The organism is Streptococcus suis (assembly GCF_046032515.1).
In the GTDB taxonomy this organism is placed as follows: Bacteria; Bacillota; Bacilli; order Lactobacillales; family Streptococcaceae; genus Streptococcus; species Streptococcus suis_AL.
Map to the genome: position 1 here is coordinate 40,580 of NZ_JARQPJ010000008.1, position 18,771 is coordinate 59,350.

Annotated in this window: 24 protein-coding genes, 1 pseudogene and 1 riboswitch; of the genes and pseudogenes, 22 read left to right on the forward strand and 3 right to left on the reverse strand. The window is 43.6% G+C overall.

The window, feature by feature from the left end:
* A complete protein-coding gene (locus P7J49_RS05005; RefSeq protein WP_408569744.1) occupies positions 1-438 on the reverse strand; it encodes a GtrA family protein in 438 nt (145 codons plus the stop codon).
* A gap of 28 nt (positions 439-466) precedes the next feature.
* Positions 467-569, forward strand: a riboswitch (PreQ1 riboswitch).
* On the opposite strand from P7J49_RS05005, the gene P7J49_RS05010 reads away from it, so the two are divergent.
* From P7J49_RS05010 to P7J49_RS05055, 10 genes and pseudogenes are all read left to right on the forward strand, one after another.
* Positions 567-1,085, forward strand: a complete 519-nt coding sequence (locus P7J49_RS05010; RefSeq protein WP_408569746.1) for a QueT transporter family protein — start codon at positions 567-569, stop codon at positions 1,083-1,085. It overlaps the preceding riboswitch by 3 nt.
* 115 nt (positions 1,086-1,200) lie before the next feature.
* Positions 1,201-2,043, forward strand: coding sequence for an aldo/keto reductase (locus P7J49_RS05015; protein ID WP_408569748.1), 843 nt, complete (start codon positions 1,201-1,203; stop codon positions 2,041-2,043).
* A gap of 81 nt (positions 2,044-2,124) precedes the next feature.
* Positions 2,125-4,281 carry a Tex family protein gene (locus P7J49_RS05020; protein WP_408569750.1) on the forward strand — a complete coding sequence of 719 codons (2,157 nt, stop codon included), beginning with the start codon at positions 2,125-2,127 and terminating at the stop codon, positions 4,279-4,281.
* Positions 4,268-4,732 carry a SprT family protein gene (locus P7J49_RS05025; protein ID WP_014638416.1) on the forward strand — a complete coding sequence of 155 codons (465 nt, stop codon included), beginning with the start codon at positions 4,268-4,270 and terminating at the stop codon, positions 4,730-4,732. The genes P7J49_RS05020 and P7J49_RS05025 overlap by 14 nt, the downstream gene beginning before the upstream one ends.
* 57 nt (positions 4,733-4,789) lie before the next feature.
* Positions 4,790-4,954, forward strand: a complete 165-nt coding sequence (locus P7J49_RS05030; RefSeq protein ID WP_002935077.1) for a peptide-binding protein — start codon at positions 4,790-4,792, stop codon at positions 4,952-4,954.
* 20 nt (positions 4,955-4,974) lie between these two features.
* The gene (locus tag P7J49_RS05035) at positions 4,975-5,058 is read left to right on the forward strand and encodes a 23S rRNA methyltransferase attenuation leader peptide (protein WP_001814874.1); all 84 of its coding nucleotides are present in this window, start codon (positions 4,975-4,977) and stop codon (positions 5,056-5,058) included.
* A gap of 124 nt (positions 5,059-5,182) precedes the next feature.
* A complete protein-coding gene (gene erm(B), locus P7J49_RS05040) occupies positions 5,183-5,920 on the forward strand; it encodes a 23S rRNA (adenine(2058)-N(6))-methyltransferase Erm(B) (RefSeq protein ID WP_050047025.1) in 738 nt (245 codons plus the stop codon).
* A gap of 169 nt (positions 5,921-6,089) precedes the next feature.
* Positions 6,090-6,350: pseudogene (locus tag P7J49_RS05045) on the forward strand (topoisomerase DNA-binding C4 zinc finger domain-containing protein); the annotation flags it as partial.
* Between the two features lie 105 nt (positions 6,351-6,455).
* A complete protein-coding gene (locus P7J49_RS05050) occupies positions 6,456-7,217 on the forward strand; it encodes a hypothetical protein (protein WP_024377559.1) in 762 nt (253 codons plus the stop codon).
* Complete coding sequence (locus tag P7J49_RS05055; protein WP_029185971.1) at positions 7,207-7,479, forward strand: PspC domain-containing protein; 273 nt, start codon at positions 7,207-7,209, stop codon at positions 7,477-7,479. The genes P7J49_RS05050 and P7J49_RS05055 overlap by 11 nt, the downstream gene beginning before the upstream one ends.
* Positions 7,480-7,521: 42 nt before the next feature.
* On the opposite strand, the gene manA is transcribed toward P7J49_RS05055, so the two are convergent.
* Positions 7,522-8,463 carry a mannose-6-phosphate isomerase, class I gene (gene manA / locus P7J49_RS05060; RefSeq protein WP_408569752.1) on the reverse strand — a complete coding sequence of 314 codons (942 nt, stop codon included), beginning with the start codon at positions 8,461-8,463 and terminating at the stop codon, positions 7,522-7,524.
* A gap of 217 nt (positions 8,464-8,680) precedes the next feature.
* On the opposite strand from manA, the gene hprK reads away from it, so the two are divergent.
* From hprK to P7J49_RS05080, 4 genes are read left to right on the forward strand one after another with little or no spacing between them, the layout of a single operon-like run.
* The gene (hprK, locus tag P7J49_RS05065) at positions 8,681-9,613 is read left to right on the forward strand and encodes an HPr(Ser) kinase/phosphatase (protein WP_408569754.1); all 933 of its coding nucleotides are present in this window, start codon (positions 8,681-8,683) and stop codon (positions 9,611-9,613) included.
* A gap of 1 nt (position 9,614) precedes the next feature.
* Complete coding sequence (lgt, locus tag P7J49_RS05070) at positions 9,615-10,391, forward strand: prolipoprotein diacylglyceryl transferase (protein WP_408569755.1); 777 nt, start codon at positions 9,615-9,617, stop codon at positions 10,389-10,391.
* A 13-nt stretch (positions 10,392-10,404) separates the two neighbouring features.
* A complete protein-coding gene (locus P7J49_RS05075) occupies positions 10,405-10,815 on the forward strand; it encodes a DUF948 domain-containing protein (protein ID WP_024376744.1) in 411 nt (136 codons plus the stop codon).
* Entirely contained in the window at positions 10,799-11,335 is a 537-nt protein-coding gene (locus tag P7J49_RS05080) for a YtxH domain-containing protein (protein WP_408569757.1), read from the forward strand. Before P7J49_RS05075 ends, P7J49_RS05080 begins: the two co-directional genes overlap by 17 nt.
* A gap of 27 nt (positions 11,336-11,362) precedes the next feature.
* Here P7J49_RS05080 and P7J49_RS05085 read toward each other — a convergent pair whose 3' ends face one another.
* A complete protein-coding gene (locus tag P7J49_RS05085) occupies positions 11,363-11,698 on the reverse strand; it encodes a winged helix-turn-helix transcriptional regulator (protein WP_105130201.1) in 336 nt (111 codons plus the stop codon).
* Positions 11,699-11,876: 178 nt separating this feature from the next.
* Between P7J49_RS05085 and P7J49_RS05090 the strand changes: the two genes are divergently transcribed.
* The 8 genes from P7J49_RS05090 (at position 11,877) to P7J49_RS05125 (ending at position 18,763) form a co-directional block, all read left to right on the forward strand.
* Positions 11,877-12,710, forward strand: coding sequence for an SIR2 family NAD-dependent protein deacylase (locus P7J49_RS05090; protein WP_099810075.1), 834 nt, complete (start codon positions 11,877-11,879; stop codon positions 12,708-12,710).
* Entirely contained in the window at positions 12,689-13,438 is a 750-nt protein-coding gene (locus P7J49_RS05095) for a protein-ADP-ribose hydrolase (protein ID WP_408569760.1), read from the forward strand. The genes P7J49_RS05090 and P7J49_RS05095 overlap by 22 nt, the downstream gene beginning before the upstream one ends.
* 71 nt (positions 13,439-13,509) lie before the next feature.
* A complete protein-coding gene (locus P7J49_RS05100; RefSeq protein ID WP_408569762.1) occupies positions 13,510-14,499 on the forward strand; it encodes a zinc-binding dehydrogenase in 990 nt (329 codons plus the stop codon).
* The gene (locus P7J49_RS05105) at positions 14,474-14,923 is read left to right on the forward strand and encodes a MarR family winged helix-turn-helix transcriptional regulator (RefSeq protein WP_099809686.1); all 450 of its coding nucleotides are present in this window, start codon (positions 14,474-14,476) and stop codon (positions 14,921-14,923) included. Before P7J49_RS05100 ends, P7J49_RS05105 begins: the two co-directional genes overlap by 26 nt.
* Positions 14,916-15,647: an ABC transporter ATP-binding protein gene (locus P7J49_RS05110; protein WP_099809685.1), complete on the forward strand. Its 732-nt coding sequence runs from the start codon at positions 14,916-14,918 to the stop codon at positions 15,645-15,647. Before P7J49_RS05105 ends, P7J49_RS05110 begins: the two co-directional genes overlap by 8 nt.
* Positions 15,647-17,161: an ABC transporter permease/substrate-binding protein gene (locus P7J49_RS05115; RefSeq protein ID WP_408569764.1), complete on the forward strand. Its 1,515-nt coding sequence runs from the start codon at positions 15,647-15,649 to the stop codon at positions 17,159-17,161. Before P7J49_RS05110 ends, P7J49_RS05115 begins: the two co-directional genes overlap by 1 nt.
* A gap of 9 nt (positions 17,162-17,170) precedes the next feature.
* Positions 17,171-17,932 (forward strand): nuclear transport factor 2 family protein, encoded by a 762-nt coding sequence (locus tag P7J49_RS05120; RefSeq protein ID WP_099809683.1) that lies wholly within the window; start codon positions 17,171-17,173, stop codon positions 17,930-17,932.
* A gap of 69 nt (positions 17,933-18,001) precedes the next feature.
* Entirely contained in the window at positions 18,002-18,763 is a 762-nt protein-coding gene (locus tag P7J49_RS05125; protein ID WP_408569766.1) for a nuclear transport factor 2 family protein, read from the forward strand.
* The last annotated feature ends 8 nt before the right edge of the window (positions 18,764-18,771 follow it).

Here is an 18,771-nt window from a genome sequence, read left to right on the forward strand (position 1 = left end):
TCATTTCTTATCTTTAAATACAAATAATTTACTTAAAACGTAGTTTAGGACAATAACTAAGACTTGCGAGAAAAGTGTCGCAATGGCATTGACCAGGTTGATGTTGTTATGTACAAATTGTCCAATCAATTGTGGATAGGCAGCTACGAGTATATAGGCTAAAGCCATATCCAAAACAAGAGTGACAATTCGAGCGGTAGTGAATTTGATGAGGCGTTTGAACCAGCCTTCCCTTACTTGCTTAAATACAAAGCGATCATTTGTCCAAAAGGCAAAGAGGATAGCTACTGCATTGGCTAAAAGAGTTACTAGCAGAATGGATGGGATGAACAGAAAGAGTCCCATGCGGGTAATCATATAAACAAGAGTTGCTGCCACACCTGCAATCAAATAGAGAATCACTTCGTTATTGATGAGTTGATAAAATAGTTTTTTCATAGGACTAGTCTATCATTTTTAGGAAAAATATGCTATACTAATCAACGTTGTTGACAAATTCAATGACCCTTGGGGCTTGCTCACTTTACCCAAGCATATTTTAAGCTTTTTCGCTAAAGGAGAATTTTATGAATACATCTAATAAATGGACTGCCAGAGATATGGCAGAAATTGCTCTTGTCGCGGCCATCTATGTGGCTTTGACTCTGACACCGCCATTGAATGCTATTTCCTTCGGGGCTGTTCAGTTTCGTTTGTCTGAAATGCTCAATTTCTTGGCTTTTTATAATCGTAAGTATATTATCGCTGTGACCATTGGCTGCATGATTTCCAACTTGATTGGTTTTGGCGTGATTGACCTTTTTGTGGGTGGATTCTCGACATTAATTTTCGTTACGTTGGGAGTTATTCTGTTTGAAAAATACAAGAAGGACTATCTATTCGGTGGATTATTTAACAAGGCTTTCTTTTATTTCTCATTCTTTTTTGCGGCAACTATGTTTACCATTGCTTTAGAATTAAAAGTCTTATATGATTTACCATTCTTTCTAACTTGGTTGACAACAGCAGGTGGAGAATTGCTTTCTCTATTAGTTGGAGCTGTTGTTATCGATAAACTATCCAAGAAAATAAATTTTGAAAAGTAAGTATACAATAAATGTGAGCAGACACTTTCGGGTGTCTTTTATTTTTAGGTCGCATTATTTTGTATTGATTGACAATTTAGTTTATACTGGGGATAGAAGAAATAGGAGGTCTTTTATGACAAGATATACGTTTTCAAATGGTGTAACTGTTCCTAAAATTGGTTTTGGAACTTGGCAGATACCTGATGGTGAAGTGGCGTACGGTGCGGTTTCTTATGCATTGGAAGCTGGTTATCGTCATATTGACACAGCTCAGATTTATGGCAATGAAGCCAGTGTCGGTCAGGCCATTGCGGACAGTAGTGTGGCACGGGAGGATATTTTCCTAACGACAAAAGTTTGGAATGACAAGGTTGGCTATGAGGACACCTTGGTGTCTGTTGAGGAGTCTATGAAGAAATTACAGGTGGACTATTTGGACTTGCTCCTTATTCACTGGCCCAATCCACAGGCTATTCGTGACGGTATCGGCTGGAAGGAGCGCAATGCTCAGGTCTGGAAGGCCTTGGAAGAGCTCTACCGTTCAGGTAAGGTCAAAGCCATCGGTGTTTCGAACTTTATTGAACATCACCTGGAAGGCTTGTTGGAAACGGCTGAAATCAAACCCATGGTCAACCAGATTATGTTGGCACCCGGTACTCCACAGTCAGAATTAGTGGCCTACTGCAAAGCCAAAGGCATTCTCTTGGAGGCCTATAGCCCATTTGGTACAGGAACACTTTTCCAAAGTCAAGAAGCAGCAGAACTAGCTAATGAAGCAGGCTGCAGCGTGGCCCAATTGGCACTGGCTTGGTCTTTAGATAAAGGCTTTTTACCATTACCAAAATCAACCAGCCCAGAAAATATTAAGGCGAATTTGGAAATTGATGGCTTGGCTATTAGTCCGACAGCAGTTGCAAAGTTGGATAAACTAGAAGGAGTGAAAGGTCGACTTGACCCGGATCAGGCTGAATTTTAATTAGCTATTGAGAGCATGTAGTTTATCTACGTGCTTTTTCTATTGAGTCACTTGTACCGCTTTCATGATATAATAGTAGCTATGGAAGAAAAATATTTGAAAATCGCTCAGGAACTGGGCGTTAGTTTAAAACAGATTGATACGGTTTTGGCTTTGACAGCTGAAGGCAACACTATTCCCTTTATCGCTCGTTATCGGAAGGATGTGACGGGGAACTTGGACGAGGTGGTCATCAAGTCTATCATTGATCGGGATAAGGCCTTGACTGCTCTTGCTGACCGTAAGGCTACCGTCCTTGCCAAGATTGAAGAACAAGGTAAATTGACAGACCAGCTCCGTCAGGCTATCGAGGAAGCGGAAAAATTAGCAGATGTGGAAGAACTCTACCTGCCTTATAAGGAAAAACGTCGGACCAAGGCAACGGTGGCGCGTGAGGCAGGGCTGTTCCCACTGGCTCGTCTGATTTTGCAGAATGTGGCTGACTTGGAAGAACAGGCTGAAGGTTTTATCTGTGAGGGCTTTGACACTGCTCAGGCTTGTTTGGCTGGGGCTGTGGATATTTTGGTCGAAGCTATCTCAGAAGACAATAAACTTCGGGCCTGGGTCTACCATGAAGTACAGACTAATTCAAGCCTTACCTCAGAGCTAAAAGATCAAGAAGCAGACGAGAAAGAAGTCTTTCAGATTTATTATGATTTTTCTGAGAAAGTGGCAAAAATGCAGGGTTATAAGACCTTGGCTATCAATCGTGGGGAGAAATTAGGCGTTCTCAAGGTTTCTTTTGAACACAATGTGGATAAAATGATTCGCTTCTTTGAACTGCGTTTTCCACAGTCCAATAGCTACATAAAGGATGTTATCCAGCAGGCCATCAAGAAGAAAATTTTGCCTGCTATGGAGCGTCGGATTCGGACAGAATTGACGGAAGAAGCAGAAGAAGGAGCAATCCAACTCTTCTCTAAAAACCTACGAAATCTGCTCCTTGTATCTCCCCTCAAAGGCAAGGTTGTTCTTGGTTTTGACCCTGCTTTTCGGACAGGGGCTAAGCTGGCAGTGGTGGACCAGACTGGTAAACTCTTGACAACCCAGGTCATCTATCCAGTTGAGCCGGCTGGTCAGCGACAAATTGCCCAGGCCAAGAAAGACTTGGCAGACTTGATTGGGCAATACCAAGTGGAAATCATTGCTATCGGAAATGGAACGGCCAGCCGTGAATCTGAAGCTTTCGTTGCTGATTTGCTCAAGGACTTCCCAGAAGTTTCTTACGTCATCGTCAATGAAAGCGGAGCCTCTGTTTACTCAGCTTCTGAACTGGCACGACATGAGTTTCCAGACCTCCCCGTCGAAAAACGCTCTGCCATTTCCATCGCCCGCCGTCTGCAAGACCCTCTGGCTGAGCTGGTCAAAATCGATCCCAAGTCGATCGGTGTCGGCCAGTACCAGCACGATGTCAACCAGAAATCTCTGTCTGAAAGTCTGGATTTTGTAGTCGATACAGTGGTCAACCAGGTCGGGGTCAATGTCAATACGGCCAGCCCTGCCCTTTTGGCTCACGTGGCTGGTCTCAACAAGACCATTTCGGAGAACATCGTCAAGTACCGCGAGGAAAATAGTGCCCTGACCTCTCGCCAGCAGCTTAAAAGGGTGCCTCGTCTGGGTGACAAGGCCTTTGAGCAGGCGGCAGGTTTCTTGCGCATCCCAGATGCGACTAACTTTTTGGACAATACTGGCGTGCACCCTGAGTCTTACAAGGCTGTGGAAAACCTGTTAGAACTTCTAGCTATTGACCACTTAGATGAAGCTGCGCAGGAAAAATTGAAGCAGGTGGCTATCGCAGATACTGCTGAAAAAATCGGTGTTGGTCAGGAAACCTTGAAGGACATCATTGCAGACTTGCTCAAACCAGGTCGTGATTTGCGGGATGACTTTGAGGCACCAGTCCTCCGTCAAGATGTCTTGGATGTCAAGGACCTGGTAGTCGGACAGGAATTGCAAGGTACAGTCCGCAATATTGTGGACTTTGGAGCCTTTGTGGATATCGGTGTCCATGAAGATGGCTTGGTCCACATTTCACGCATGGTCAAGCGAAAACGGGATAAGAATGGACGCCAACAAGCCTTGCCTCATCCTAGTGAAGTCCTTGCTGTTGGGGAAATCGTTACTGTCTGGGTGGTTGAAGTGGACATCAAACGCAACCGTATCGGTCTTAGCCTCTTGAAACCAAATGGATCTGAATAAGTATGTGCAGGAAGTTTCCCTGCAAGACTTCGGTAAGGAATTTCGGCATGTCGCAGTCTGGAACAGACGCTTGAGGTCAACGGGTGGTCGCTTTTTTCCTAAAGATGGCCACTTGGACTTTAATCCTAAGCATTTGGAGGAGCAAGGTTTAGAAGTCTTTCGGAAGATTGTCCGCCACGAGCTTTGCCATTACCATCTCTACTATGAGAAGAAGGGCTATCGGCATGGGGATAAGGACTTCAAGGAACTGCTGGCTGCGGTGGACGGCCTGCGCTACGCTCCCAAACTGGAACAAACTGCCAAGCCGAGTTTGATTTACAGATGTCAGTCCTGTGGACAAGTCTACCAGCGCAAGCGCCGCATTGACCTAAAAAAATACCGATGTGGGATGTGTAGGGGTAAACTTACTTTATATATTAATCACAAATCACTTATCACAAATCACAAGTGATTTGTGATTGTTGATGATAAAATAAGAATAAGAAGAAATAGAAAGAAGTGAGTGATTGTGGGAAATTTAGGCGCACAAAAAGAAAAACGAAATGATACACCAATCAGTGCAAAAAAAGATATAATGGGAGATAAGACGGTTCGTGTTCGTGCTGACTTGCACCATATCATAAAATTTTGTATAATAGGAATTGAAGTTAAATTAGATGCTAAAAATTTGTAATTAAGAAGGAGGGATTCGTCATGTTGGTATTCCAAATGCGTAATGTAGATAAAACATCTACTGTTTTGAAACAGACTAAAAACAGTGATTACGCAGATAAATAAATACGTTAGATTAATTCCTACCAGTGACTAATCTTATGACTTTTTAAACAGATAACTAAAATTACAAACAAATCGTTTAACTTCTGTATTTATTTACAGATGTAATCACTTCAGGAGTGATTACATGAACAAAAATATAAAATATTCTCAAAACTTTTTAACGAGTGAAAAAGTACTCAACCAAATAATAAAACAATTGAATTTAAAAGAAACCGATACCGTTTACGAAATTGGAACAGGTAAAGGGCATTTAACGACGAAACTGGCTAAAATAAGTAAACAGGTAACGTCTATTGAATTAGACAGTCATCTATTCAACTTATCGTCAGAAAAATTAAAACTGAACAGTCGTGTCACTTTAATTCACCAAGATATTCTACAGTTTCAATTCCCTAACAAACAGAGGTATAAAATTGTTGGGAATATTCCTTACCATTTAAGCACACAAATTATTAAAAAAGTGGTTTTTGAAAGCCATGCGTCTGACATCTATCTGATTGTTGAAGAAGGATTCTACAAGCGTACCTTGGATATTCACCGAACACTAGGGTTGCTCTTGCACACTCAAGTCTCGATTCAGCAATTGCTTAAGCTGCCAGCGGAATGCTTTCATCCTAAACCAAAAGTAAACAGTGTCTTAATAAAACTTACCCGCCATACCACAGATGTTCCAGATAAATATTGGAAGCTATATACGTACTTTGTTTCAAAATGGGTCAATCGAGAATATCGTCAACTGTTTACTAAAAATCAGTTTCATCAAGCAATGAAACACGCCAAAGTAAACAATTTAAGTACCGTTACTTATGAGCAAGTATTGTCTATTTTTAATAGTTATCTATTATTTAACGGGAGGAAATAATTCTATGAGTCGCTTTTGTAAATTTGGAAAGTTACACGTTACTAAAGGGAATGTAGATAAATTATTAGGTATACTACTGACAGCTTCCAAGGAGCTAAAGAGGTCCCTAGCGCCTACGGGGAATTTGTATCGATAAGGGGTACAAATTCCCACTAAGCGCTCGGGACCCCTTGTAGGAAAATGTCCTAAGTGTGGCAACAATATTGTATTAAAAAAATCGTTTTATGGTTGTTCAAATTATCCTGAATGTACCTTCACTTTAGCTGAACATTTTAGAAAGAAAAAACTCACCAAAACAAATGTAAAAGAATTACTAGAGGGAAAAGAAACCCTGGTAAAAGGAATCAAAACGAAAGATAGAAAGTCCTACAATGCCGTTGTAAAAATCGGAGAAAAGGGATATATTGATTTTATATCTTTCTCAAAATAAACATAAAAGCCCTTTAAAGAGGGCTTGAAAGAATAGATAATCAGCCTTCGGGCTGATTTTTTTGTAGGGATTTATGATATACTAGAATGGAATTGAGGTGAGTCTATGACGCAAAAGAGAGAAGAACGCTTAATTGAGTTATATGAAAAAGGTGTCTTGACCAAGGAAGAGGCGCGTGCCTGTTTCAAGGAAATGAATCAGGAGCCTGACTTTCTTTTCGTGGAAGAAAAAGCCAAAATGAATTTTACCTTGCCAAATTTCAAGGTCTTTGCTTCTTCAAAGTTGAAACAAGCCTATACTTTTGAAGGGATTGAATCACTCTATCTAAAATTAACTGAGGGTAGACTGTCGTTGACTAAGTCAAAAACAGATCAAATCAGAGTAGAAATTAGTTATAATCAGGATGCGCCGGAAGATAAACTTCCTAGTATATATGTTGAAAAATGTGGGCTGTATTTCAGTAGTAGCTTGCCTTGCCGTGTTTCAATTAGTTTACCAGAGGTTTGGATGTCTGTCTTGGATTTGGAACTTGGTCAGGCAGATGCTCGCTTGGATTACTTACCGTTTGAGGATATTTCTATTCGCAGTTCAAGGGATAAAAAACAACAGGATATTCGCTTGACGACTTGCGGTGGTTATCCACAACATTTGAATGTAGAGTTGGCCCAGGCACCATTGACCTTACAAACGAGTAAGGGACAAGGGATTCGTGGGCAGATAGAGTCGCCATCTGGTCAGGTTTTGGTCAACCGAAAAAAGAAAGCCAGTCCCTACCAATTTGAAAAATCGGGCAATGATGTACTCTTTATCAAGGCACAGACTGGACAAGGTGCCTTCTATGTGAAAGGAATAAAAGATGTCGATTGATTTGTATAAAGTAAGACAGGGCAAGATTTTGTCGGGTGTCCTTGCAGGGCTAGCTCATAAACTGGGCTGGGAAGCCTGGGTGACACGCGCAATATTTATTGCAGGCCTTCTTTTGGGAAAATCTTTTCTCTTGTTGGTTGCTCTTTACGTAGCAGCAGCCTACTTTTTACCCTATAAAGAAGATCAGGACGCGGAACGCTATGGAACAGGCCCTCGTAAGATAAAAGATGCGGAAAAGATAAATAAGTCTTGGTTTGGATAGATTGAAAAAAACTTGAGTTTAAAGGCTCAAGTTTTTTTATGCTTAGTTAGTATGACTGGCGATTAAATCCATTTGGCCTGTAAAGGTCCAGTTAGTTACATCGGCAGGTAAGATAAAGTGGCTTCCTTTTTGAAGTGGGTAGCTGGTTTCACCGACTTGGATGGCACCTTCCCCTTCAATGACACTGACAAGCAGGTAAGGAACTGTCTGTTCCATTTTGATTTCTTGTTGGATATTCCATTTATATACGGTAAAGAAGGGATTGGCAACCAGAAGTGTCGAGTCAAGATTGCCTGCTTTGAGGTGGACAGGTGTTGAGTTAGCAACAGGTCCGATGGTCAAGACATCTATAGATTTTTCAATGTGTAGTTCACGGAGGTTGCCTGCATCGTCACGGCGGTCAAAGTCGTAGACACGGTAGGTTGTATCACTAGATTGTTGGGTTTCTAAAATCAGGATTCCCTTACCGATGGCGTGCATGGTGCCGCTTGGTACAAAGAAGAAATCACCCTTTTTGACAGGTACATGGGTCAACAGCTTGTCCCAATCTCCGGCTTCGATTTGCTGACGGAGTTCTTCTTTGGATTGGGCATTGTGACCATAAATGATCTCAGCTCCGTCTTCGGCTTCTAAAATGTACCAACATTCTGTCTTACCCAGTTCCCCTTCGTGAGCCAAGCCATAGCTATCATCGGGATGAACTTGGACGCTAAGCCAATCGTCTGCATCAAGGATTTTTGTTAATAATGGAAAGACATCATCTGTTGGATTACCAAATAAATGTTTTTCATTCTTATAGAGGTCATCCAGTCCTCTTCCTTTATATTGACCGTTTGAGACAGTTGTTACGCCGTTTGGGTGGGCAGAGATTGCCCAACATTCCCCAGTCTTTTCACTAGGAATGTCGTAGTGGTAGTTGGTCCTTAGGCGATTGCCCCCCCAAATTTTTTCGTGCATAACAGGTGTGAGAAACAAGGGTTCCATGATTTTCTCCTTAGTAGTAAGTATTGAGCTATATAAAGTATAACAGATTTGTTAAAAATATGTAGCGAAGGAAGAGAAGTGCATTTAATCTGTGGAAGTTTTGCTAATTTTGTGAGAAAAAGAGAGAAACACATTCTTTTTACCAAATCAGCCCCTTGTTTTTCCCACAACCCCTTGCTTATGGTATAATATAATAAAACTGAAAGTGAGGGAAGAAATGACCGTTTATGTGAAAGATTTGGTCGATAATCTGCGGATTGAATGTGCTTACAGTACGGAAGAGCTCCTGCAAAAGCAAATTACGACGGCAGATATTACCCGACCAGGATTGGAAATGACTGGCTATTTTGATTACTATGCTCCAGAGCGCATCCAGTTGATGGGGATGAAGGAGTGGTCTTATTTGATGGCCATGACTGCCCATAACCGCTATCAGGTTCTTTCTCAGATGTTCCAGCCAGAAACCCCTGTTGTCATAGTGGCACGTGGCTTGGAAATCCCTGAGGAGATGTACAAGGCTGCAAAAGAAAAACAAATTGCTATCTGCCGAAGCAAGACAGCAACCAGTCGTCTATCGGGAGAATTGTCTTCTTACTTGGATAGTCGCCTGGCTCAGCGGACGAGTGTACACGGTGTCTTGATGGACATTTACGGTATGGGAGTGCTTATCCAGGGTGATTCTGGTATCGGTAAGAGTGAGACTGGTCTTGAGTTGGTTAAACGAGGACACCGATTGGTGGCTGATGACCGTGTTGATGTCTATGCAAAAGACGATGTTACTCTCTGGGGTGAACCTGCGGAAATTCTGCGCCACTTATTAGAGATTCGAGGAGTCGGCATTATCGACATCATGAGTCTATACGGTGCTAGTGCCGTGAAAGATTCATCAGAAGTGCAATTAGCTGTTTATCTTGAAAATTATGAAACGGGTAAGGTCTTTGACCGTCTGGGGAATTCTGGTGATACCATTGAAATTGCAGGTATTTCAATACCTCAAATCCGTATTCCTGTTAAGACTGGTCGCAACATCTCTGTGGTTATTGAGGCTGCAGCTATGAACTACCGTGCCAAGCAAATGGGCTATGATGCAACGAAAATCTTTGAAGAGCGTCTAGGTAATCTCATCGAGCAGAACAGAGAAGAGGTCTAATATGGATCCAATTGCGATTAGATTAGGTCCTTTAGAAATCCGCTGGTATGCCATCTGTATCTTGATTGGCTTGGTTTTGGGTGTTTACTTGGCGACTAAGGAAGCACCACGCAAGAAGATTCTGCAGGATGATATTTTGGATTTTATCTTGTTGGCCTTTCCACTTTCCATTATTGGAGCCAGAATCTACTATGTCGCCTTTTCATGGAGTGAATATAAGGATAACATTTTATCTATCTTCGCTATCTGGAACGGTGGTATTGCCATCTATGGTGGTTTGATTACAGGTGCAATCGTCCTTTATTTCTTTACCCAGTATCGCTTTATTAATACCCTGGATTTTTTGGATATTGTAGCGCCATCGGTTATGATTGCTCAGGCAATTGGTCGTTGGGGAAATTTCTTTAACCAAGAGGCCTATGGTAAAGCAGTAGAAAGTTTGAACTACCTGCCAGCCTTTATCCGAGACCAGATGTATATTGATGGTGCCTACCGTCAACCAACCTTCTTGTTTGAGTCTCTCTGGAATTTGCTAGGCTTTGGCTTGGTTTGTGTGTTACGTAGACGGCCAAAATTCCTTAAACAGGGAGAAATAACGGCTTTCTACCTAGTCTGGTATGGTTGTGGTCGTCTCTTGATAGAAGGCTTGCGGACAGATAGCCTCATGTTCTTGGGAATACGTGTTTCCCAATGGCTATCTGGGGTGTTAATCCTCGTTGGTATTATCATGGTTGTGTTGCGGAGAAGAAAGTCTTCTATTCCATTCTATCAACCCTAAAGGAGAAGATATGATTATTGAAATTTCAGTCTTGATTATTGCCTTGTCCATCGCGGCGGTGGCAGTATATATTGTTTTGTTGTTGAAAAAATTGGGTACGGTAACGGATGAAGCCCAGCAAACGCTTAAGGTCTTGACCAGCGATGTCAATGTGACTCTCTATCAGACCAATGAGCTTTTGGCTAAAACCAATGTTCTGGTGGAAGATGTCAATGGTAAGGTTTCGACCTTGGATCCCCTCTTCGTTGCGGTTGCGGACTTGTCAACTTCTGTATCTGATTTGAATGCTTCAGCGCGTGATTTGACAGTCAAAGCTAAGTCTGCTGGAGCAAGTACTGTAAAAGCCGGCGGAGCTCTTTCAGCTCTGTCAACTCTCTCATCTCTCTTAGGTAAGAAAGGAGAAAAAAATGGTAAAAAAATCTAGTAGCGTGTGGACTAGCCTTTTGTTAGGGGCAGCAGGAGGAGCTGCTGCAGCTGCCTTTCTAGCAAGTAAAACTGGTAAAACAGTCAAAGAAAAAGTTGTAAACTTTGCTAATGACTATAAAGAAAACCATGAAGAAATCAATGCTGATTTTGTCACTAAGGCACAAGATTTAGGCAAACAAGCGACTGAACGATTTACCGAAGTAAAAACTCAACTTGAAACTGGTGAATTGACAGTAGAAGATTTGGTCAAGTCTGGTAAGGAAAAATCCTTGGAAACATTTGAGCAAATCAAGGAAAAAATTGCGGAACAAAACTTGTCAACGGTTGACATTTTGGAAGCTATCAAGGCAAAAACTGCTAAAGCTCCGACAGTGGATTTGACAGAAGAAGATATTGAGGATGCTGTAGTTGTGTCTGAAGATATTGAGCTTACAATTGATGATGTCATCATCGAACCTGTATCAGAAACCGTTTCAGAAGTAGCAAGCGAAACTGCCTCAGAAACAGTTGAAGGATAAAAAGAAACTAGCTTAGAAGATTCTAGGCTAGTTTTGTTGTGTTTTGTACCATTCTCCCCAGTCCCACATAGAATCAAGGATGGGTTTCAAGGAGTGCCCCAGTTCTGTCAGAGAATATTCTACACGGGGCGGGACTTCTGGATAAACCTTTCGTTTCACAATGCCTTTTGCTTCAAGGTCTCGCAGGTTGCTGGTCAGGACCTTCTGGCTAATGGAGCCAATGGAACGTTGTAATTCGCTAAAGCGTTTGGTGTCCTCCATCAGATCGCGTAGGATGAGAATGTTCCACTTGCTACTAATCAGTAATAAGGTTGTTTCAATAGGGCAAGCTGGCAAGTCTAATGGTAATTTTTTACTGGTCATAGCTTTCTCCAAAATGTTTTTCAAAAAATATAAGTCGGTTAGTACTTGAAAATATGCATTTCTTACCTTGAGGTAACTACCCTACTTTAAGGTGCATACTTTCCAAAAGATACTGTTAGTGTTAGTATAATGGCAGAGCTTAAAAAAAGCAAGGAAAGACTAGAGAAGGAGGACGAAGATGATAGAAGATAGAAAAATAAAGGAAGCTAAGAAATTAATCGCAGAAGCGGATGCAATTGTGATTGGAGCGGGTGCTGGTCTGTCCAGTGCTGCGGGCTTGACCTACTCAGGCCAACGATTTGAGGAACATTTTGCACCCTTTATCAAGGCATATGGGCTGACAGATATGTATTCCGCTGGATTTTATCCCTTTGCGACTGAGGAGAAGAAGTGGGGCTACTGGAGCCAACACCTCTACCTCAATCGCTATCAGACAGACAGCTTGCCACTCTATCAGGATTTGTATGAAGTAGTGGGAGATAAGAATTATTTTGTTATTACCACCAATGTAGATAGTCAGTTTGAAAAGGCGGGGTTTGACAAAGAGAAACTCTTTGAAGTTCAGGGCAATTACGGTGAGTTTCAATGCTCAGTGCCTTGTCATGATGGCGTTTATAATAATCAAGTTGCCTTGGAAATCCTGCTTGCCAATCGTCAGGGTTTGGAGGTTAGAAGTGAAGATATCCCCAAATGTCCTAAGTGTGGGGCAGACATGATGAGCCGCTTGAGAATTGACCACCGTTTTGTCGAAGATGCTAATTGGCACAGGCAAGAAAAGGCTTATCTGGATTTTTTGCAGGGGAATGCTGACAAGAACATTGTCTTTTTGGAACTGGGTGTGGGCTTCAACACGCCAACTATTATCAAATTCCCCTTTGAACGTTTGAATGAGGCTCTGCCAGCTGCTAGTCTGATTCGGCTTAATCTTGAAGACCCAGAACGTGAGGGCATTATCACCATTAACCAAGATATGCAGGAGGTTATCAGAGCATGGAAAGACTTGAAAAATTGATTGCTTATCTTGCACCTGACCTGGACCTGCCTCAGACTCAGGAAGAGCAGGAATGGGTCTTGCGAGCCTTGATGAACATTTGGGAGCCCAAGGTCATGCCGGCGGAGTTTTGGAGCCTGCAAGATGCCTATTTACAGGAAACATTAGCTCAGAAAAGGGTGACAGGCCTTTCCGACTTACAGGAGGTGGAGCCACAGATTTATCTCTGGCAGGGCGATATTACTAGCCTAGAAGTTGATGCGATTGTCAACGCGGCCAACAGTCAGCTCTTGGGGTGCTTTGTACCTCATCATCGTTGTATTGATAATGCGATTCATTCGCAGGCTGGGCTTCAACTGCGGTTGGCTTGCTACCAACTCATGAAGGCTCAGGGGCACTTGGAAGCAACAGGTCAGGCAAAAATAACGCCAGCCTACAATCTGCCAGCCAACTATGTCATTCATACGGTTGGGCCGATTATTCAGACGGAGGTCCGGCTTCAAGACGAGGAACTGCTTGCTTCCTCCTATCAAAAAAGCTTGGAATTGGCAGTGGAAAAGGGACTGACCAGTATCGCCTTTTGTTGCATCAGTACGGGTGAGTTTCATTTTCCACAAAAACGTGCTGCGGAGATTGCGGTCAGAACTTTTCGGAATTTTATCACAGAACATTCGGAAATCAATGTCATTTTCAATGTCTTCAAAGATGAGGATAGGGAAATTTATCAAGAATTACTGGGAGTTAGATAGTCAAAAATATTGACTATCTTTCTTTTTCTGTTATAATAGTAAAAAAGTTTGACTAATGAAAGGAAGTTCCTATGAAGGCTGTTGTCGTATCACAGGCTGGTGGGCCAGAGGTTTTGGAAGTAAAAGAAGTTGCCAAACCGCAGGTGAAAACAGGTTGGTCCTTGGTAAAGATTAAGGGATTTGGTATCAATCATTCGGAGATTTTTACTAGACAGGGTCTGTCACCAAGTGTAGTATTTCCACGGATTTTAGGGATTGAATTGGTTGGTGTCGTTAAGGAAACGACAGAGCCAGACAGGTTACCAGTCGGGCAAAAGGTTGTATCCATCATGGGCGAGCTGGGTCGGGCCTTTGACGGTGGCTATGCAGAGTACGCCCTGGTGCCTAATCAAATCCTCTATCCTGTCCAGACCGATTTGGGCTGGGCGGAGCTAGCTAGCGTCCCTGAAACCTACTACACTGCCTACGGTTCCATGAAAAATCTCAAGCTGGAAGCGTTAGATCGAATCTTGGTGCGGGCGGGGGCTAGCGGGGTTGGACAGGCCTTTGTCAAATTAGTGCGGAGCCAGTTTCCAGACCTGCCTATCTGCGCTTCTGTCCGCAAGCTAGAAAAGACCGATCAACTGTTGTCCTCTGGTTTCAGCCAAGTCATCCTCGAAAAAGAGGGGCGATTGCAGACGGATTTGACCTTCAGCAAGATTCTTGAGCTGGTTGGTCCTGCTACTCTAGCGGATTCCCTAGCTCATCTGGAGGAGGGCGGCATTGTCTGCTCGACAGGGCAGCTGGGTGGTAAGTGGTATCTGGAGGACTTTGACCCCATTGAGCAGTTGCGGCAGAATGTCTATTTGACTACTTTTTATTCGGGCAATGTCAATCAGGACAAGTTGCAGGAGATGTTTGACTACCTGGCTCATTATCAGGTGCCGGTTGGGCCTGAGAAGATTTTTAGTTTGGATACCATACAGGAGGCTCACCGCTATTTAGAGGGGGCGGAGGCTTTTGGCAAGGTGATTGTGCTCAATAGGGAGGAAGATGATGACAGAATTGAGACAGCGGAGTAAGATACTTGCTCGGATTTTTTACAATCAGGATGGTCTATATGAGGACTATGCAAGGAGGCATGGGCTAAACAGCAAGTCCTTATCCATTTTGATGTTTATTTATTATATATCCAGAGGTGTGACGCAGAATTGGATCAGTAAGAAGACTTACTCTAGTAAGCAGGTGGTCAATGCCACCATTAAGAAATTTCTGGACAAGGGCTATGTCTTTTTTGAGGAAAATCCAGCAGACAAACGGCATAAGAAGGTCAAATTGACCGAGGAAGGCCGTGTCTTTGCCAGTCGGATTTTGGACCCCTTGGAAGAAGCGGAAAAAACAGCCCTGTCCCAGTTCAGCTTGGAAGAACAGGAGCAGTTATTAGACCTCTTTGGTCGCTATGGGCAGGTCCTGACGGAAATTTTAGGAGGAGAAACGAATGATTGAGTACCAAAATGTGTCCTTGACCTGTCAGGTCAGCGGGCCAATCTTGAAGAATTTGACCTTTGACATTCAAGAGGGAGAATTCTTTGTCCTGATTGGGCCAAGCGGTAGCGGAAAAACAACGACGTTGAAACTGATCAATCGCCTGATTGAGCAGACAGACGGAGATATTCGGATTCAGGGCAAGCGGCTGAAAGACTTTGACCTACGTGAGCTACGCTTGGAAACTGGCTACGTCCTGCAACAGATTGCTTTATTTCCAAATATGACAGTGGCTGAAAATATCGCTCTTATTCCTGAGATGAAGGGCTTGAACAAGACTGAAATCTTAGCCAAAACCAGGGAACTCTTGACCAAGGTAGGCTTGGATCCAGACAGTTACCTGGACCGTTTGCCCAAGGACTTATCTGGAGGAGAAAAACAGCGGATTGGGATTCTGCGAGCGATTATTGCCAATCCCAAGGTCTTGCTGATGGATGAGCCTTTCTCAGCCCTAGACCCTATTAGTAAAGGGCAGTTGCAGGACTTAATCAAAGACTTGCATGAAGAGTTCAAGATGACAACGGTTTTCGTCACGCATGATATGGACGAAGCGGTTAAGCTGGCAGACCGTATCTGTTTGATGAAGGCAGGTGAGGTAGTCCAGTTGGGCACGCCTGATGAGCTTCGCAACCAGCCTGCTAATGACTTTGTTGTTGAATTTATGAAAAATCGGGGAGGTGCCTAATGGATCAGTTGGTAACAACCTTTCTGGAACGTAAGGCGGACTGGCTGACAGCCCTCTTTGAGCACCTGCGGATTTCCCTTCTGGCCTTGATTATTGCTATTGCCATTGCGGTGCCGCTTGGCTTGGTCTTGTCTAACAAGAAAAAGTTGACCGAGTGGAGCTTGCAGATGACAGGCGTTTTCCAGACCATTCCCTCCTTGGCACTTCTGGGGCTCTTCATTCCCTTTATGGGTATCGGAACGCTGCCTGCGGTGGTGGCTCTGGTTATTTATGCCATTTTCCCCATTTTGCAGGGAACTTTGACCGGACTTTCGGAAATCGATCCCTCGCTGGAAGAGGCTGCGACGGCTTTTGGGATGACCAAGCTAGAAAAACTGCATAAGTTTCAGTTGGCTCTGGCCATGCCTATTCTTATGTCTGGTATTCGGACGGCTTCCATTATGATTATTGGAACGGCAACGCTTGCTGCCTTGGTCGGTGCGGGCGGTTTGGGCTCTTTTATCCTCTTGGGAATCGACCGCAATGATTCGGCTCTGATTTTGATTGGTGCGGTGTCGTCGGCAGTCTTGGCAGTCTTCTTTGGCTCAGTCATCAAGTTCTTGCAGGACAAGAAGCCTCGTACCATTCTGGCGGCTCTCTTAGTGACACTTTTGGCAGTCGGAGCTAGCTATGTTCCGCTCAGCCAGTCTTCATCGAAAAAGCTAGTCATCGCTGGGAAACTAGGGGCAGAGCCTGAAATCCTCATCAATATGTATAAGCTTTTGATTGAAGACCAGACGGATATCGAGGTGGAGCTGGAGCCAAACTTTGGCAAGACCAGCTTCCTCTATGAAGCCCTCAAGTCTGGCTCGATTGATATTTACCCTGAGTACACTGGTACTATTACGACCACTCTTTTGACTAGTCCACCGTCTGACCTGTCCAACAATCCTGAGGAGGTTTATACCTACGCAAAAGAAGCGATTTTGGAACAGGATGGTCTGATGTATTTGGCACCAATGGCCTTCCAGAATACCTATGCTTTGGCTGTGACGGAAGACTATGCTCAAAAAAATGCTCTTGAGAAGATTTCGGATTTGGCAAAAGTGCAGCAGACAGCTGTCGCAGGCTTCTCTTTGGAGTTTAATGACCGTGAGGACGGGAATGTCGGTCTGACTAATCTCTATGGGCTCAATCTCGATGTTAAAACCATGGAGCCTGCCCTTCGCTACGAAGCCATTAAAAATGGAGATGTGCAGCTAGTTGATGCCTACTCAACGGATAGCAAGATTGTTTCTTACAAGCTGAAAATCCTGGAAGACGACAAAGAGCTTTTCCCACCCTATCAGGCCGCTCCGCTATTGACCAAAGAAACCTTAGACAAATATCCCGAGTTGGAGCAAGTTTTGGAGGCTTTGGCGGGTAAAATATCGACCGAGGAAATGACTCAGATGAACTATGCGGTCGATGTGGAAGGCAAGTCGGCAGAGCAAGTGGCGAGGGAATACCTCGAGAAAGAAAATCTACTAAAATAGGAGAAAATCATGACTAATCAACTAGAAAATGCTAAAAATCTTTACCTCCGTGGCATTCGTGACGGGGAAATCAAGGAAGTCCATGAGCATTACATGGGTGCTACTTACACCCAGCATAGTACAGGTGTACCAGATGAGAAGGAGGGCTTTGCGACTTTCTTTGAGGACTTTTTCAAACGCAATCCCAAGCGGGAAATAAATATTGTTCGTGCCATTGAAGACGGAAATTTCGTCTTTGTCCATGTCCACCAGAAACTCAATGATGGAGAGGCTGAGTGGGTGACGGCGGACATCTTCCGTTCGGATGAAAATGGTCGTATCGTCGAGCATTGGGATGTCATTGATGCCTATCCAAAAACCATTGGCCAAACAGATCCGATTTACGCAGACTTTGAGTTGACTGACCTAGACAAGACTGAGGACAACAAGAAAATCGTCCGTCGTTTCTTGGTCGATGTCCTTCAAAATGGGGAAATCGACAAGTTTGACGACTATGTGGCAGCTAATCTTATTCAGCACAACCAGGAAATCGCTCAAGGCGGTGCAGCCTATAAGGACTATCTTGCCGACAATCAAGTCAACTGCGACTTTGTCTTCAAGGTGATGGGACAGGGTGACTATGTGGTGGCTTATTCGAAAGTCTGGATTGCAGGTCAGGACTACGCCCACTTTGACATCTACCGCCTCAAAGACGGAAAGATTGTCGAGCACTGGGACAACAAGGAAGTCATGCCAGAGAAGAAAGATTTGACGAACTTAGGGAAGTTTTAAGGGAAAAAAGCAGAGCAGGTGGCCAGGGAATACCTCAAGAAAGAAAATCTACTAAAATAGGAGAAAATCATGACTAATCAACTAGAAAATGCTAAAAATCTCTATCTCCGTGGCATTCGCGACGGGGAAATCAAGGAAGTCCATGAGCACTATATGGGTGCTACTTACACCCAGCACAGTACAGGTGTACCTGATGAGAAAGGGGGCTTTGCGGCTTTCTTTGAGGACTTTTTCAAACGCAATCCCAAGCGGGAAATCAGCATTGTGCGTGCCATTGAAGACGGAAATTTTGTCTTCGTCCATGTACACCAGAAACTCAATGACGGTGAGGCTGAGTGGGTGACGGCGGACATCTTCCGTTCAGATGAAAACGGCCGTATCGTCGAGCATTGGGATGTCATTGATGCCTATCCGAAAACCATTGGCCAAACAGACCCTATCTACGCAGACTTTGAGTTGACAGAACTAGACAAGACCGAGGACAACAAGAAAATCGTCCGTCGTTTCTTGGTCGATGTCCTTCAAAATGGGGAAATCGACAAGTTTGACGACTATGTGGCAGCTGATCTTATTCAGCACAACCAAGAGATTGCCCAAGGCGGTGCGGCCTATAAGGACTATCTTGTCGACAATCAAGTCAACTACGACTTTGTCTTCAAGGTGATGGGACAGGGTGACTATGTGGTGGCTTACTCGAAAGTTTGGATTGCAGGTCGGGACTACGCTCACTTTGACATCTATCGCCTCAAAGACGGTAAGATTGTCGAGCATTGGGACAACAAGGAAGTCATGCCAGAGAAAAAAGACTTGACAAATCTTGGGAAGTTTTAAGGGAAAAA

Coding starts and splice junctions, on each gene's coding strand:
- P7J49_RS05005 (WP_408569744.1), bottom strand. CDS start 438: ATGAAAAAACTATTTTATCAACTCATCAATAACGAAGTGATTCTCTAT.
- P7J49_RS05010 (WP_408569746.1), top strand. CDS start 567: ATGAATACATCTAATAAATGGACTGCCAGAGATATGGCAGAAATTGCT.
- P7J49_RS05015 (WP_408569748.1), top strand. CDS start 1,201: ATGACAAGATATACGTTTTCAAATGGTGTAACTGTTCCTAAAATTGGT.
- P7J49_RS05020 (WP_408569750.1), top strand. CDS start 2,125: ATGGAAGAAAAATATTTGAAAATCGCTCAGGAACTGGGCGTTAGTTTA.
- P7J49_RS05025 (WP_014638416.1), top strand. CDS start 4,268: ATGGATCTGAATAAGTATGTGCAGGAAGTTTCCCTGCAAGACTTCGGT.
- P7J49_RS05035 (WP_001814874.1), top strand. CDS start 4,975: ATGTTGGTATTCCAAATGCGTAATGTAGATAAAACATCTACTGTTTTG.
- P7J49_RS05050 (WP_024377559.1), top strand. CDS start 6,456: ATGACGCAAAAGAGAGAAGAACGCTTAATTGAGTTATATGAAAAAGGT.
- P7J49_RS05055 (WP_029185971.1), top strand. CDS start 7,207: ATGTCGATTGATTTGTATAAAGTAAGACAGGGCAAGATTTTGTCGGGT.
- manA (WP_408569752.1), bottom strand. CDS start 8,463: ATGGAACCCTTGTTTCTCACACCTGTTATGCACGAAAAAATTTGGGGG.
- hprK (WP_408569754.1), top strand. CDS start 8,681: ATGACCGTTTATGTGAAAGATTTGGTCGATAATCTGCGGATTGAATGT.
- lgt (WP_408569755.1), top strand. CDS start 9,615: ATGGATCCAATTGCGATTAGATTAGGTCCTTTAGAAATCCGCTGGTAT.
- P7J49_RS05080 (WP_408569757.1), top strand. CDS start 10,799: ATGGTAAAAAAATCTAGTAGCGTGTGGACTAGCCTTTTGTTAGGGGCA.
- P7J49_RS05085 (WP_105130201.1), bottom strand. CDS start 11,698: ATGACCAGTAAAAAATTACCATTAGACTTGCCAGCTTGCCCTATTGAA.
- P7J49_RS05090 (WP_099810075.1), top strand. CDS start 11,877: ATGATAGAAGATAGAAAAATAAAGGAAGCTAAGAAATTAATCGCAGAA.
- P7J49_RS05095 (WP_408569760.1), top strand. CDS start 12,689: ATGGAAAGACTTGAAAAATTGATTGCTTATCTTGCACCTGACCTGGAC.
- P7J49_RS05100 (WP_408569762.1), top strand. CDS start 13,510: ATGAAGGCTGTTGTCGTATCACAGGCTGGTGGGCCAGAGGTTTTGGAA.
- P7J49_RS05105 (WP_099809686.1), top strand. CDS start 14,474: ATGACAGAATTGAGACAGCGGAGTAAGATACTTGCTCGGATTTTTTAC.
- P7J49_RS05110 (WP_099809685.1), top strand. CDS start 14,916: ATGATTGAGTACCAAAATGTGTCCTTGACCTGTCAGGTCAGCGGGCCA.
- P7J49_RS05115 (WP_408569764.1), top strand. CDS start 15,647: ATGGATCAGTTGGTAACAACCTTTCTGGAACGTAAGGCGGACTGGCTG.
- P7J49_RS05120 (WP_099809683.1), top strand. CDS start 17,171: ATGACTAATCAACTAGAAAATGCTAAAAATCTTTACCTCCGTGGCATT.
- P7J49_RS05125 (WP_408569766.1), top strand. CDS start 18,002: ATGACTAATCAACTAGAAAATGCTAAAAATCTCTATCTCCGTGGCATT.